Raw genomic sequence first — 15319 nt, 5'->3', positions numbered from 1 at the left:
AATCCGAATGTACTTACCTTTTTGAATAATTATATAGGCATCATCTAAAAAATCAGATGCAAAATTATATACTTGGAAATAATAATTTTTTATACATAACAGTACACTAATAAATTATCAAGTCCAATATACACCTCTATATTTTTTTGTCAATATTTTTTATAAGAATTTTTTTCCAATAAGGGGACTTAAACAGTTAAAAAAATTAATTTCTCATAAAAATATATTGACATTTTGAAATAATAAGGTAAAATGTATGTAAGTAAAAAATGTTGATTAGAAAATAGTAGCTTTAAGTTGATTTTTAGAGAGACAATGGTTGGTGAAAATTGTTATGATGCTTTTAGTGAATGGGTCTATGAGTGCAAGGCGAATTATAGTAGCCGAGACGGGTTTCTCCCGTTACAGAGATAGGATATGAATGTATCTGAAAGAGGTCTATATTTTTATAGAAATAGGATGGCACCGCGAATTCACCATTTGCTCCTATATTAGGAGTAAATGGTTTTTTTATTGCCTTCGTTAAATCTTAAATCAAATTTTTACTAATTTATAAATAAGATAGGAGAAAATTATGATGACAACAAGTAAATCTTCAACAAAAGTATTAGTGACAAGTGCAATTCTTATGGCTTTGGGAACAGTCCTACACACAATTATACCTTCATTGGGAATTAAACCAGATTTTATGCTGGCTTGTATGTTTGTATCTCTCATACTTACAAACACCAATAAGGAAATGGCTGTTATAGGAATTGTAGCAGGAATAATAACTGCAATGACAACAGGATTTCCTGCTGGGCAAATACCTAATTTAGTAGATAAAGCTTTAACAACAATTGTTTTTGGTATATTTCTTAGAGCTTTGCAAAAAAGAGGGGAATTAAAATTCTATCATTATGGCATACTATTTTTCTTAGGAACTATGTTTTCAGGAAGTGTATTTTTAACAGTGTGTCTACTGATGGGAAGACTGTTAGGTTTATCAGAAGTAATACAAATATTCCAAGGCGGATTAATACCAATGTTTGTTGCCGTAGTATTCCCTACAGCCTGTGCAAATGTAGTTTTCGGAACACTTATGGTAAAAATAATTCAATTAATGAAAAAGACAAGATGAAATAAAACACTTAAAACTATTTTTAAATAAATTTAATAAATTTTTTAGATATAAAACTAAGACTATAGGCTCAATGCTTATAGCCTTTTTTACTTTATTTTTATTATAATACATATATTGACTTCCACACAAAAAGAAAGACTCGAATTAACGAGCCTTCATGTATTTGATATAATTTCCAAAATGTCGACATAATAAATCTATTTACTTTTTCTCAAATAAATTGCAAACTTGACTAAACTTATGCACAAAGAAATGACAAGAACCCCTGTAATAAATAATATAGAATTGTTGAGTTTTTTTACATTAGGAGATACTTTAGTATCATCTGTTATAAGATCAGCTTCTTTCTCTTTTTCCAAAAGTTCCGCATTAACAAGAAGTCTTTTTGGTCTTGGTGGCAAAAGCGGATCACAGGTTAAAAGAGTCAAAATATTTTTACTCTCCACCGGATCTAGTTTATCCCATTCCCATGGGCTTATAATTTCCTTTGATGTTACTTTATACTCCAAGGTCCTATCCTGCCATTCTAGATAAATTTTATCTCCCTCAAAAAGCTCATCCAAGTGTAAAAACATTATAGCATCATAATAGCCTCTGTGTCCCGCTATTACCGAACGAATCCCCTTTTTCACTCCAGGTAAGTCCGTTCCCTCAATATGAGCCACTCCCATCGCCATATGCTTATTAGATGCATCCATATACACAGGCTGAACAAGGTCAAGCTTTGGAATCTTCAAGTAACAGAAAATAGCATCGGGATCTTCCATAAAAGAATAGTTTGAAGTATACTCTTCGGTGGCAAATGGGTCTACAATAACACTTTCTTTTCCAATAGAATTATTATATCCTTCCATTTTATCTTCCAATTTCGGGTCAACTTCACTTGCCATAAACTTTCTATACTCTCTTTTGTCAAGAACTATCCCCCTACTTAGTCCAAAAAATCCGTATAGTGGTAATAGTATCCCTATGATGATTAAAATATAACCAAAAACAATTCTTCTATTCTTCATGATATCTGTCCTTAAATTTTTTAAAATAATTAAGCTTTTTAAGTTTCTTTTTTTTCTTTCTGTAGTCATTATTGAAGTATATCATAAAAATAAATACCAAAACTGCAAGAGGAAAAGCAAAGGTTAATGCATCTTTATAATTTAAGTTAACAAAATTAAGGGTTTTGGACTCTTCCTTTACAGGTGGTACATAGTCAATCCTATGCCCGCGCACCAATAACCTGTGGGAATTAATCATATAGGGTGTACAAGTCAAAAGAGTAGCGTAATCCTGTCCTTCAACTACCAAAACTTTTTCAAAATCCGAAGGTTCTACAGTAAGAATCTGATCCACTTCATAAGCAAGTACCGTTTCAATATTATGAATATAAAACACATCTTTGAGTTTCAACTTATCCAAATCTCTAAAAAGTTTTGCCGTGGGTAGCCCTCTATGAGCAGTTAAGACAGTGTGGGTACTTAATCCTCCTATAGGAAGGCTAGTACCTTCCAAATGGCCTACACCCTTTTGCAAAACATTTTCTCCTGTACCTGCATAGATAGGTAAGACTTCATCAATCTTCGGTATCTCAACAAATCCGATTTTTTCAGCCACTTCAATCATTCTGGCATATTCAGCTCTACCTGCCTTCTCCTTTTCAGTATAGGGATCGGCAAGTTTAGAAGGGTCTAGAGAAGAATTATAACCCTCAGCCAAATTCATTCTCCTTAAAATTTCGTTCTTATCCAACTCCTTAGTCTTATCCTGAAATTCCATAACTTCATTGCCTGCTTCAATTTTATAGTAATATTGACTAACCAAAGGATACATCATAATCAAAAATCCTAAAATAAACAAGAGAATAAAGGGCCATATTCTTTTTTTCTTAATTTCAGTTTTTCCCATGATACACCTCATCTTCTGCCTTCTCCAACGCTATTATCTCTTTAAGTAGCAAGTTAGACTTTTTCCTATAATACCTTATTAATATCAACATCAGAACTATAAAGAAAACTATTCCTATAAACATATACTTGTACATGAATTCCCTTTGACTGGATAAAATAAAATTATCGTCAATAGATTCACTGTATGGAACTCTATGACCTCTTACCAAGAGCCTGTGTGAGTTTATCATGATAGGAGTACAAGTTAAAAGAGTTGCATAGTCATGTCCAGGCACAATTAAAAGGTTGGAAAAATCATCTGGCAAAACTGTAAGAATTTGGTCAACTTCATAAACAATAGTTTCTTTTAAATTGTGAATATAAAACCTATCTCCCAGCTTAACCTTTCTGAGATCAGAAAAAAGTTTTGCAGTAGGAAGCCCTGAATGAGCTGTTATGACGGTATGACTGGAATTTCCTCCTATAGGCAGACTCGTCCCCTCCAAATGACCTGCAGATGTTTGCAAAACCTCTTCCGATGTACCTGCCCTGATGGGGATATTAACATCAATAGATGGAATTTGAATGTGCCCTATCTGCTCATGTAATTCTAACATTCTAGCATACTCAGCCCTGCCCTTGTCATGCCTTTTTTTAGCATAAGGGTCCTCTGTAACTTGATTCACCAAAGAATCGTTAAAAGCCTGTGCCAAATCTATTCTTCTCTTTACTTCTTCGTCTGTTAAATTTTCCTTTTCCTTATCAAAGTTTGAAACCTCTTGTGTTGATTCCACTCTGTAATAAATCCTTGAAACTTGAGGGTAAATTAAAATTAAAAATCCCAAAACAAAAATCAATTTAAAAGGCCATGTTCTTTTCTTTTTCTTCAAAGTTTCTCTCCTAAGTCTTATGTAAAAATCTCCTATCATTACAAAGTAATCATAGGAGATTAAATAGGTTGTTGATTAAAATCTCAAACTATTCTTTTTCCTTAACCATCTTAATTCCCAAAATAAAACTAATAAATCCTGCTACAACCATCACTATAAGGGTAATATCACCAGTCTTTGGAATCTTAACGGGAGTTTTATCTTGAGGACTGGGTTGATCAGGTATAGGAGTCGGTGGATGTATAGATTTTTTCTGTACCGGTTTGTTTTTAATGTATAAGTCCTTTTCATATGATAAATCATCAATAACAAACTTCACATTATCAGATAATTCCTCATAACCCACAGGGGGTTTAGTTTCCCACAAGTAATATTCTCCATAAGGTAAATTCTCCACATTGAAAAATCCATCCCTATCTGAAAACAAAACCAAATCTTTCCCGTCCACTTTAATCCTCTCATAATATAAATCATTTTTTCTTGTTACGACAAACTCTGCTCCGGCAAGTCCCTCTTCAGTATCGGAAGAAATTTTTTTAAATCTTTTTCCTCCTTCATCATCCTTATAGTTATAAACCTCCACATAGGTGGTCTTTGAAGATGAAACATAAAAGTAGGTCTTTTCTTTCTTAATCTTATAGCCAACAGGAGGCTCTATTTCCTTAAACATATACTCTCCGGGCTCCAAGTTATTCACATGAATCTTACCTTGAGAGTCAGTTACAAAGTCATAAAAATTGGTTGAAGACTTTATGGGTATCTCCTTGCCATCAACTATTTTGTAGAGTCTAAATACAGCACCGGGAAGAGCTTTTCTGTCCTTGGACAGTTTCAAAAGTTCCACATTCCCCGGTGGAGTATCCCCATGACCTTTGGGATAAATTATATCCCCATCATGAATCTCATCTACAACAAAGACAAAAGGATAAATATTTTTTGCTCCTTCTTTGAACACAACTCTTACATAATATGTTCCCTCGGAAAAATCATGAATCAATTTACCATCTTCATCGGTTTTAAAGCTTGTCTTAGAATAAACTTTAAGGCTATCGATGGACTTATTTTCCAAATCCTTCACAAGCTTTTGCTTTTCCTCATCGGTATAAACCTTATCGCTTATCTTCCAAATGTTTAAATTTCTATTTGCTATGTCTTCTTTATTATCGCCTATACCATTAAAGTCCAGGGTCATAGTATTGGCATAAACACTGTTTGAGAAAATAACCATGCTAAATAATACAAGGACAAATAGCATTTTAAATATTTTATTTTTGAACTTTAGCATGGCTCACCCTCTTTCTTATTATTCTTCAGCTGATCTTTTCTTAATAGCTACAAAAGCACCGCCCATTAAAGCAATACCTGCTACTGCAAAGATTACAGTACCGATACCACCTGTTGGAGGTATAGTTAAATCTTTATTCTTTACAAGCATATTGCCTTGTGCATCATGAGTATTTTCAGGATATCCTGTAGCATCAGTCTTATAAGAATCTTTATTTACTGTAAATGGAATTTCAGTATCTTTATTTCCTGCATATCCTTCAGGGAATTTAACTTCCTTTAGTTTGTATTTATGTGTTATTTCTGTTGTATCTCCGTTAAGTTCTGTCTTTTCCCATTTAGAGTATTCAAGACCCTTTATTTCAAATAACCCGTCATTATTTGATTTTAGATAAATTGGCTGTCCAACTTCAGGAGTATCATTATCAAATCTTTCTCCTTGGTCATTTTTACAGAACTTTTCTGCATCTATTGCAGCTTTATTTGCATCTATTAAAGCTTGAGTCCATACGATTTGAGTATCTCCGTCATAAATGGTAAATACTGCTCCTGCTAACTTTTTAGTAACTTCTGTTTCAGAAACCTTAACAAACTTCTTGCCTCCAGTGTTTACCTTCGGATTATCTCCTGGCTTATTAGTCTTTTCTTGTCCGTCCTTAGTCTTAAATTTTAAGTCAAATGTGTTGGGGATGTCTGTTCCCATTTTTGCTTCTTCGTTAATTACAGTATCAACTTTTACATATAATTTTACAATTACAGGTTTTGCATCTGTTTCTGGACCCTTAACTGTTTGATAATTGTCTGCAAGTTTTTTAATACCTGCTGCAGTTAAAGTTACGCTAAATTCTTCTCCGTTAGGAGCTGTAATAGTTTGTGTTAAATCTGCAGGAATTTCTGTTGAAAACTTCTTATCTACTTGTGGTTGAACAAGAGTATAATCTGCAGGTGCTTCAAGTTTAACTTTTTTACCTTCTTCAATTCCGTCATAGCCCATGTAAACTTCAACATTTCCTTTATAGGTTAATCCCTTAAAGAATACATCGCTTAATACAAGTTTTTCATAGTCTGCTATATTTCCAGGGATTGTTGCTTGTAGGAACCATGTTTGAGTATCTCCCACATTATGAGATTCATTTAAATTCACTTCGTTTCCTACAGTCTTCTTAGGTGTAGGTTCGTCCCCTGTTACGTTCTTAGGATAAACGTGAACTTTCTTTAAGTAAACTGTTCCGACAAGTTCACCACTTTCAAGTTCAGTTTGGTTCATTACAGGAATTGAAATTCCGAAAGGTACAGCTATAGATGATGATACAGTTTTTGGTTTACCTGATTCTACAAACCAGTAGTATCCGTCAGTTAATGTAACTTTAGCACCTTGTCCGTTTGCAGTAGTAATAGTATTTACTTTTTGAACACCTTCTACTTGTTCTACTTTTTCAGTAGTATCATATGATTTTGGTGTCTTTTTAAATAATTCAAGTTGTGCAGCATTCTTTAGCTTATAGTAAGTAAAAGTTACGCCGTCAAGTTCTTTTACGTTAGTTCCTAAGGTGTTAAGTTGATTTTGGTCAAGCTTTCCGCCATTATGAGCATATCCATTTTCAGGTACCTTGTAGCTGTCTGCTTGCAATTTGTGCACTGTTACCTCAGTACTGTCCGGTTTAGTTTTTTGATAATCATCTGTTGTTATTTTACCTACAGGACCTACTGTTTGGTCTGCAAATGCACTTAAAGGAGCTACTACTCCGATTATCATCACTAAAGTCAAAATTAGTGACAAAAGTTTTCTCTTATTTTCCATTGTCTTCCTCCATTCTTATTTTTAAAAATTTTATAAATGCGTGGCTCTCTTAAGCCATGCTATTTAACTTAACTCTTTCGAAGATTTTAAGTCTTGCGTCAAATCTTCTTGACTTATATGCAGCTATTCAATCTTCACATACATTACTCCCTTGTAAAGGAGGGATTTGTAAACCATCAGTATCCCCCCTTTCCCATGTATTCATTTAACTTCTTTCTTTTATCTATAAATATCATGGCAAGAGTCATAAGTCCTATACCCCCGATATAGAATAGCGTAGTTCCCAATCCTCCAGATCTTGGAAATTCACCTTGAGGGTCAAAGACATCTATTGAAACGATTTGAGTATCTACTTTAATTTTTCCACTTGCATCTACCTGCTCCCTATATAGTGGTGCCGGGTTTGTAGCTGTAAGTGATGATTCTGTTGCGGCTCCCGGAAGCTTAAATTTATATTCCACAGGTTTTCCTTGAGAATCTTTTACACTTATAAGCTCTACGGTTCTTTTTTTAGAATCAACTTTTATTCTGTAGCTTAGTCCATTAACTACATAGCCTTTAGGAGCAGTGGTTTCTGTAAGATTATATTCTCCAGTCATACCTGCGGGAATTTCAATCTTTAAAGGATTGAGAGGATCTAAGGTTTGATTAGATAAATCAAAGGTGATTTCCTTTAAATCATCAGGTACAGGAGTTGAGTCCGGATAATCTTCGGCTACCTCCATTTTGAATTTTACTTCTCCCTTATTGATCATTTTCTTTTTGGTATCCCTTTTCCACAGATTAAAGTACATAGGATCCTTTTTCTTGTTAAATGCCAGTACTTCACCTTCAGTTAAGTCTGTTTGAGAGAAGATATTACTTGGTTTTGTTACTATATTTGTGGTTACAGTTTGAGTATATTGATAGGTTCCCCCATACAAACCTACGTTTTGTACAGATATAGAAGCTTTTTCTTTTTTCAAATCATAGGGTGATACCGTTTTTAAAATCAGGTGAGAATTTGCATACTGATTCGGAATGGCAATTATGCCATTATCAGGCATAGTCCCCGAACCGATAAGAGTATAGTTGGCAGTATCATCCAAGTTAGCTGCAAAGGATCTTGGCATGGTTTGTGACATGTCGCTGTTGTTAGCATCAGCCGATGTAATAGCGGGATTTGGCACAAAATGCGGTTTTTTCACAACATAAAGCTCATAGGAAGTTTTATTGTTCGGCCCTAAAACCCCATCTCCTCTGGTAAAGTAAAAAGTTCTAGCAGTAACCTGATTATTAACGGGTCTACTATAAAATATATTTTGAATTTCTGCATTTTCGTTATCTATTTTATTAATAAATGCACTACTAAGAGATGTAGTTCCCTGATAAGAACCGTAATGGTCAGGTAACCAATAAAATCCACCAAATTGTTGCGGATGAGCACCCGAATAGTCGATACCGAAGGTGTCAGAAGTTGTAAAGGACTTTCCTGCAACATTTACAGTGAATTGTGTCCAGGTATCATTTAATACCACCTTCCTGTTAGGCGATAAAGCAATGGTAAAGTTGGAAGTTACATCTCCTATATTTTCTACCGCCTCGGTAAAGGTATATTTAACTGTGTTGGTTCCCGGAATTTTTTCTCCTGTTGCAAGTACATATCCGTTTAAGGTCATATCAGGAAGATCAACTTGTGCCAAGGTGCCTTCAAGAGAAAGTTTTTCATCTAAGTCAATGGTAAAATAGTTTCCTCTTCTTATGCCATTGGACATTTTTGTTTTAAAGGTCATTTCAAAGAACTCGTTTTTATTCGGATAAATAGTTGTACGAGATTCTGTACTGTCAACCTTAATCTTGAAGTCTGATACTGTAATCTTGTCATTTACATTAACTGGTTCTTCAAGAGTCGGGTCTTCCTCAAAGGTAGGGTTTAAACTTATTAATGTAAGACCTGAAGCGAATACTCTCACTGTCCATGTATGCAGGGTCTTTTCATAACCGTAAGGCGCACTTAATTCTTTTAAGGTGTAGGTTCCCGGTGGTATATCTTGAAACTTCAAGTTAACAAGTTTTCCGTCATGGAGTGTTTCATTACCTATCTGTGAATATGTTGTTGTGGCTTTTGCAAAAGGCTTATCTCTTTCTCCAATTTGATCCCACTTGCCTACATATAAACCGAATTCCGCTCCTCCAACAAGGTTGCTTGTTCCGGCTTCAATTTTACTAAGTTTAATTACACCCTTATTATCTAATGGTGTAACCTCATCCCTTGTGTTTGTTACATTAAAATCAAGTTGTGATTGTTTGGTCTGATCTTCTTCTTTTTTATTAATCTTGACACCTGCATGAGAGTACGCACTGGTATTTTCCCCATATTTAAGTACCCCTTGCATCAAAATAGGTTCATCACCATCATAACTGCCTTCAATCTTTACAATAAATCCTTTAGGACTATAAATACCTTTAAATGTAATGCTATTTTGCGGACCATAATCATTAATTTTTTCATACTTAGTTCGATCCGACAAATCAATTTTAAAATCCTCAGGCATAGGATTTGTTGCATCGGCTAGAATCTTATAACTTGTAAAGGTATCTATAGATGTTGCAGATGTTTTGTCTTGACCAAAGTAGTTGCTATCAATTGAACCTGTATTATAGGCAATATAGGGCCATGCATAAAATTTCGGAGATTGATCGAAGTCGCCTAAACTTATATCTTCTTCATCTTTTAACATGTTCTTTGCTGAAAGATAAAATATTCCTGTGAATTTTTTATTATCTTTGTCTACAGAAACAATCTTGGAAGATAATAAGAATCTATCTTGAACATTTACCCCTCCAAAAAAATTCCTCTCTATATAATCTGCAAATCCTTCAACTCCACTATAAATAGTCTCCTCTTCAGTAATCATATCTTTAAATGTTATATTGGCATCTCCGTCTACAGTGATTTTGTATTCTCTAGCATCTCCACTATAGCCTCCCGGAGATTTCGTTTCTTTTATTACATAGTTGCCCTGAGGAATATTGTCAAAAATTGCCTTGCCGTCAAGCCCTGACACTTCAGTCCAGTCGTTAAGTCCTTTCTTAATAGGTGTTTGGCTTCCGTCTTCATTTACCTTATAAATTGCAAAGGTTGCGCCCGGTAAAATGTTTCCCTTTTCATCTTTCTTATTAACTGTAACTTTGGCTCTCGGATTATTGGTAATTGTAAAGTTATAAACATTTACGTCATCTGTTGACTGTGTCAAAGTTTCTCTTGTATTATAGAATAATTGGTTCTTGGAAGCATTAAAACTTTTTTCATAGTCGCCGCCGGCAAAGTAAGCAGGATCATTCCAATTTGAAGCCCAATATGTTTCGGCCTCAGGTGTTCCTTCTGCAGGTGCTCCTGTAGGATTATTGATACCTAAGAATTGGAACCAGTTTTTAGGTGCAATTGAAGCTCCTGTTACTCCATCAATTAAAGGCCTGTACTTATCATTTTCCACAACTTGTCTCGTTTCTTGAGGGTTCAATTTTATAATAGGCTTCAATTGAACCTTTGTCGCATAGATTTGGTTGTCGGAAATTTGAAGAGGTATATGCTCTGTCTTAGGCTTATGATTATTGTCAAATTCTACCCAAGTACCTTCACCGAAGTAAATCATCCATTGATGGTTGGGTAGTGCATATCCTTCCGGTGCTGCAACTTCTTTAAGCAAGTGGTAGGACGGCACGTTAAGATCTCTAAATTCAGCTATACCGTTAGCATCTGTTGTAACACGATAGATTCTCAAAATTCTGTTGGCATCGTGTCCGTGAAGTTCAAGGGTTACTCCTTCAATTGGCTTGCCATTCTTGTCAATTTTTTTTACTCTAAGATTTCCCTTGTGGTAAGTGGCAGCTACAGTTTTTGTAGTTTGATTTTCACTTACTTCGTTTATATTAGCATTTTCCACTTCATGTACTTCTGTTTCAGCAATTAATCTCTTACTGTCCAAGTCCATTTTTTGGTTATATGTTAATTTAACTCTGTTAACCTCTCCGGTGCTTGGAATGGTTTGATTTTTTTCATAGTCTGCAAGGTCAACATTTACATCTTTAAGGTTTGTAATCTTTCCGTCTGCTCCTACGCTAAATTTCATAGCAAGGTTCTTAAATGCGTATTGGAATACTGATTTTATTTCTTTAACTACATAGTCTCCCGGCGTAAGGTTGTCAAGGGTTACCGTACCGAATTTACCGTTTTTATAGTTAACCATTACAAGTTGACCGTTTTCCATTGCCGGAACTTCTTTTTTAAGGTTAGGGTCATAAACCATTTTGTTGTAAATATTTAACGGTTCATAGTTTCCTGTTTGGTCGTTTTTCTTATAAACTCCATAGGTTGCATCGTGGTTTAGTGCTGCGTCACGAAGATTTCCTATTTCGGCACTTGATGTTCCTCCATAGAAAAGCTTGTTCCCCAATTTGTCTACAGTTTCAATTTTTAAAGTTCCTGTACTGAGCTTTGGCTCTGCTTGATAAACAATTTTTAATTCTGCTGGATTTTTTTCAGATTCTGATTTTATAACTTTTGAGCTTAGTTTTGTAGCCTCTTCCAAAACTTTTGTATCTAAAGTATATCTTTCTCTCTTTATTATTTTTTTCGGTTGAGTCTTTTCTAAGTTTATTTTTTCTTCTATTGAATTTTGTGTATCTAATTCTTGATTTATATCTTCCTTTTCATTATGAGAAATTTCCACAGTCGAATTTTCTGAAACAATTTCTTCTTTCGATGAATATTCCTTTATCTTTTCATTTGATAAAACAAGTTCCTCATCAGATTTTTTAGTCGAAGTTTCAATTTGCCTATTCGTTTTTTCAACTATTAAATTTGAAGCTTCCTTATTTTTATCTTTTGAATTTTCTTCTACTTCTTGTATTTTGTTTTCTTCTATATTTTTATCAAGATATAGTTCTTCTTTAGGTTCAGCTGATGAATCTTCTGTTTCCATAAGATTATTAACATCAATGGCTTCCTTACTTACTCTGAGCTCTACAGAACCTCGAGTTTTTTCATATCCCAAGGGTGGATTATCTTCTTTTAGAATATAAATTCCTTCAGTTACTTGTATAACTTCTTTAGTATTGGTTTTAATTTCGTCCTCTACAGGCTCAAGAGTATCTACACTTGTACTATCTTCTGATTTTAGAAGTTTAGCATCTGCATTATAAGTCTCTGTTACCTCTGAATTATTTTCTCTGTCTATTTCGACTTTAGGTTCTTCTATTATTTGTAGAGGATTTATCGCCTTATTTAAAATATCTTTAGGGTCTAAAATTTTAGCTGGTGTACTCCAAGTTAAAGTATCAATTTTTTCCTCTACATCTGCTCCTACTTTATAAAGCGAATAAACCGCTCCGGTTGGATCAATAACCTTGCCATTTTTCCCAACAAGCTCAATTTCAATAGTGGAAAAACCCCCTTTAGCTTTATAATCTTTTTGTTCTTCCTCAATCTTTTGAAAAGCTTTTGATTTAGGAGATATATCAATTATACTTTCAGCTAAATTTTTACCATCGTAATATACTAAACCATTTTTTACTGTGAAATTTTTCCCAAACGGACCCTCTCCTTCTTTAATAAAGGTGTAACGTCCATCGGATAAATCTGGAAATACTAATTTACCCTCATCGTCTGTAAGATAGTTTCCAACTATTCTATCTTCACTTCTTGTCATTCCTTTAACATCAAGTATATCCACAGTTTTTCTTAGGGTGTATATATATCTTTTTTTAGCCAATTCAGAAACACCGAGAAGATTGTCTCTTGCCTCTCTTGTTATAAGCAACAAATCTTTTCTTGGTGAGGGAACAATATCTGTTGAATTTTTTATTTGTAAGCTTTCTGTATCTTGTTTTGATATCTCTTCCTTATTTTCTTTCTCTTGTAAATTGTTTTGTTGATTTTGCTCTTCAGCAGTTACATTAAAGTTTTCTAAATCTTTTGAATCGTTTCTATCTAAGGAATTTTTATAATTTTTAGGCTCATTTTTATGTGCATCTTCAAATTTAATCGATCTTTCTTCAATATCTAAAGACTCATTATCAAGATTTCTATTCCTTGTAATAGGTTTAGAATTTGACTCTATTACAAGCTCGTCAGAAGACTTTTCAGAATTAAGAATTTTATTTTTATCTTCAGAAACTCCTTGTTGTATTATGGAATCTGAAGAATCTACAATACTCTCACTAGCTTCTTCTTTACTTATTATGGAGTCTGAAACTTTTTTGTCTTCTATTAAAGACTCGTTTTTTACTTCTTCACTATTATCTATTATCGAATCTATTACTTTTTCTTTTTTAGGTTCTAAAAGTGAACTGGTTTTTAATTCCTGTGAGTTATCTGAAACATCTTTAGAATTTTTATAATCTTTTTTATTTTTTGTAAAAATACTAAATTTAGGTTTTTCCTCTATTGTATTCTCATTATTTTCATCCTTAACTTCAATTTTCATAGTGGATTCTTGAGGTTCTATAATTTCAACACCTTGAGGTTCTTCTATGATTACTTGGTCTTCTGTTGAAAAAAGTTTATCATATTCTATCTCATCAACCAAATCGCTTGACTCATAGTAAAACCCTTCTTTTGATTCCACTTCATATATAAGTTCAGTTTTATCTATTTCTTTTCTTGCATTTATGTTAAGCAAAATATCCGTGCCGAAAAGCTCTCTTATCTTGGAAGCTTCATAGCCTTCTTCGGTAAGGTAGAAGTTGATTTTGTCATTATTATAATAAAGATTAATAATTGCTTTTTCTCCATCAACAACTTGTCCTAAAAAAGTTCCTCTTTCATCTTGAGCCTTGCCATTTAAATTAAGCTCTAAATCATTTGGTAGGCTAATAGAAAATACTTGACCCGGTGCAGTGTTTTTATTTACTATCCAAGAAATTAAAAGAGCATAATTATAACCTGAATCATAATTAATTCTTTTAAGATCAACTTTATAAACACCTTCCCTTGCCTCTACAATCTTTTTATTATTCATCTCCAAAAGGTATGTAAAGTTTTTTTCCATATGTACGTCTTTATCATCTCTTTCATATCCTGCAACAGGTTCAATAAAAACTTGTCCCACTAAAACTATTGCTAGGATAAAGGAGAATATTTTTTTCAATTTTTCCATTTCCTCACCCCTATTAATCCTAATATTATTCCTTTTGTATATAAAAAGCTCAGCATTATTATTTTTTTACACAATAATGCTGAGCTAAAATATTTCCAATATTGATTTTGAGCATAAGAACTCATATATATATATATATATATATGCCGTTTATAGGTACTATTGAATTGCTATTACTTAATTCTGTTCTTAGATAAACTTTTCCCATTACATACCCCAAAATATTACACCGTAATTTGTAGATATAATATACACTTTAATTAGTCTTCAATTATATACACCAAATAATTATATACAAACGCTTCCCTTGCATTCAGATATTAACCTATATGCTTATTAAAATGTACCACTTTTATATTGATTTGTCAAATGTTTTTTTTACCACTTTACTCTACTATATTTTTAACTTTTATTCTTCGATTTTCCACAAAAAATAGACTCCTTAGGAGTCTAATTATTTTTCAGCTACTGCTTCTATTTCGATTATGCCGTCTTTAGGAAGTTTTGAAACTTCAACGCATGATCTTGCTGGTTTGTTTGTAGTGAAATATTCTGAGTAAACTTCATTTACACTTGAAAAGTCATTCATATCTTTTAAGAAAATATTTACTTTAACAACTTTATCAAGAGATGAACCAGCTTCTTGTAATATTTCTTTTATGTTTTCTAAAGACCTTGCTGTTGCTTTTTTAATATCATCATTAATCAATTCTCCACTTTCAGGAATTATTGGAAGTTGTCCTGATGTGAAAATTAGTCCATTAACTTCAATTGCTTGTGAGTATGGTCCAACTGCTGCTGGAGCTTTTTGTGTTTGAATTACTTTCATTTTACTTATCCTCTTTTTCTTTTAATTTGAAATTTCCATTTTCTTCTTCTTCTTTAGACCAAAGTCTTTCGATGTCATAATATTCTCTTTCATCTTTATGGAAAACATGAACGATTATATCGCCATAATCAAGGAGTATCCATCTTGATGTAGTCTTTCCGTCAATATTTTCAAGATTTATTCCTTTTTCATCCATTTTTTCTTCGATTTCATCGGCTAAGGCAGAAACTTGCCTTACTGAATTACCTGAAACTATTACAAAATAATCAGCAATTGAAGAAAGTCCCTTGATGTCTAAAACTTTTATATCTATTCCCTTTTTTTCCTTACAAGAATCTTTAATAATTCTTAACTTATCTTCTACCTTCAAGTT

General features: G+C 33.3%; 9 protein-coding genes and 1 other annotated feature. Of the genes, 1 reads left to right on the top strand and 8 read right to left on the bottom strand.

The features are described 5' to 3' along the window. Positions 1-263: 263 nt before the first annotated feature. Positions 264-491 (top strand) — a binding site (T-box leader). A gap of 83 nt (positions 492-574) precedes the next feature. Next, the gene (locus HMPREF9131_RS04070; RefSeq protein ID WP_009345504.1) at positions 575-1120 is read left to right on the top strand and encodes a tryptophan transporter; all 546 of its coding nucleotides are present in this window, start codon (positions 575-577) and stop codon (positions 1118-1120) included. A 200-nt stretch (positions 1121-1320) separates the two neighbouring features. Here the strand turns inward: HMPREF9131_RS04070 and HMPREF9131_RS04065 are convergent, their stop codons facing one another. The 8 genes from HMPREF9131_RS04065 to rsfS form a co-directional block, all read right to left on the bottom strand. Continuing rightward, positions 1321-2136 carry a class C sortase gene (locus HMPREF9131_RS04065; RefSeq protein ID WP_036744363.1) on the bottom strand — a complete coding sequence of 272 codons (816 nt, stop codon included), beginning with the start codon at positions 2134-2136 and terminating at the stop codon, positions 1321-1323. Continuing rightward, positions 2126-3022, bottom strand: coding sequence for a class C sortase (locus tag HMPREF9131_RS04060; RefSeq protein ID WP_036744350.1), 897 nt, complete (start codon positions 3020-3022; stop codon positions 2126-2128). Before HMPREF9131_RS04060 ends, HMPREF9131_RS04065 begins: the two co-directional genes overlap by 11 nt. Next, positions 3009-3893 (bottom strand): class C sortase, encoded by an 885-nt coding sequence (locus tag HMPREF9131_RS04055; protein WP_009345597.1) that lies wholly within the window; start codon positions 3891-3893, stop codon positions 3009-3011. Before HMPREF9131_RS04055 ends, HMPREF9131_RS04060 begins: the two co-directional genes overlap by 14 nt. An 88-nt stretch (positions 3894-3981) precedes the next feature. Beyond that, positions 3982-5178, bottom strand: a complete 1197-nt coding sequence (locus tag HMPREF9131_RS04050; protein ID WP_009345512.1) for a collagen binding domain-containing protein — start codon at positions 5176-5178, stop codon at positions 3982-3984. A gap of 18 nt (positions 5179-5196) precedes the next feature. After that, a complete protein-coding gene (locus HMPREF9131_RS04045) occupies positions 5197-6978 on the bottom strand; it encodes a SpaH/EbpB family LPXTG-anchored major pilin (RefSeq protein WP_009345523.1) in 1782 nt (593 codons plus the stop codon). A 176-nt stretch (positions 6979-7154) separates the two neighbouring features. Further along, a complete protein-coding gene (locus tag HMPREF9131_RS04040; RefSeq protein ID WP_009345633.1) occupies positions 7155-14117 on the bottom strand; it encodes a SpaA isopeptide-forming pilin-related protein in 6963 nt (2320 codons plus the stop codon). A gap of 454 nt (positions 14118-14571) precedes the next feature. Continuing rightward, a complete protein-coding gene (locus HMPREF9131_RS04035) occupies positions 14572-14946 on the bottom strand; it encodes a RidA family protein (protein WP_009345543.1) in 375 nt (124 codons plus the stop codon). 1 nt (position 14947) lies between these two features. Further along, positions 14948-15316 carry a ribosome silencing factor gene (gene rsfS / locus HMPREF9131_RS04030; protein ID WP_009345634.1) on the bottom strand — a complete coding sequence of 123 codons (369 nt, stop codon included), beginning with the start codon at positions 15314-15316 and terminating at the stop codon, positions 14948-14950. Positions 15317-15319: the final 3 nt, after the last annotated feature.

The organism is Peptoniphilus sp. oral taxon 836 str. F0141 (genome assembly GCF_000179335.1).
Lineage (GTDB): Bacteria > Bacillota > Clostridia > Tissierellales > Peptoniphilaceae > Peptoniphilus_A > Peptoniphilus_A lacrimalis.
The sequence above is the reverse complement of the archived record's forward strand: the minus strand, read 5'-3'. Positions and strand labels throughout refer to the sequence as shown.

Bases quoted from the DNA above. Each gene is read 5' to 3' on its own strand.
- HMPREF9131_RS04035 (WP_009345543.1), bottom strand. From the start codon at position 14,946: ATGAAAGTAATTCAAACACAAAAAGCTCCAGCAGCAGTTGGACCATAC.
- HMPREF9131_RS04045 (WP_009345523.1), bottom strand. From the start codon at position 6,978: ATGGAAAATAAGAGAAAACTTTTGTCACTAATTTTGACTTTAGTGATG.
- HMPREF9131_RS04050 (WP_009345512.1), bottom strand. From the start codon at position 5,178: ATGCTAAAGTTCAAAAATAAAATATTTAAAATGCTATTTGTCCTTGTA.
- HMPREF9131_RS04065 (WP_036744363.1), bottom strand. From the start codon at position 2,136: ATGAAGAATAGAAGAATTGTTTTTGGTTATATTTTAATCATCATAGGG.
- HMPREF9131_RS04070 (WP_009345504.1), top strand. From the start codon at position 575: ATGATGACAACAAGTAAATCTTCAACAAAAGTATTAGTGACAAGTGCA.
- HMPREF9131_RS04060 (WP_036744350.1), bottom strand. From the start codon at position 3,022: ATGGGAAAAACTGAAATTAAGAAAAAAAGAATATGGCCCTTTATTCTC.
- HMPREF9131_RS04040 (WP_009345633.1), bottom strand. From the start codon at position 14,117: ATGGAAAAATTGAAAAAAATATTCTCCTTTATCCTAGCAATAGTTTTA.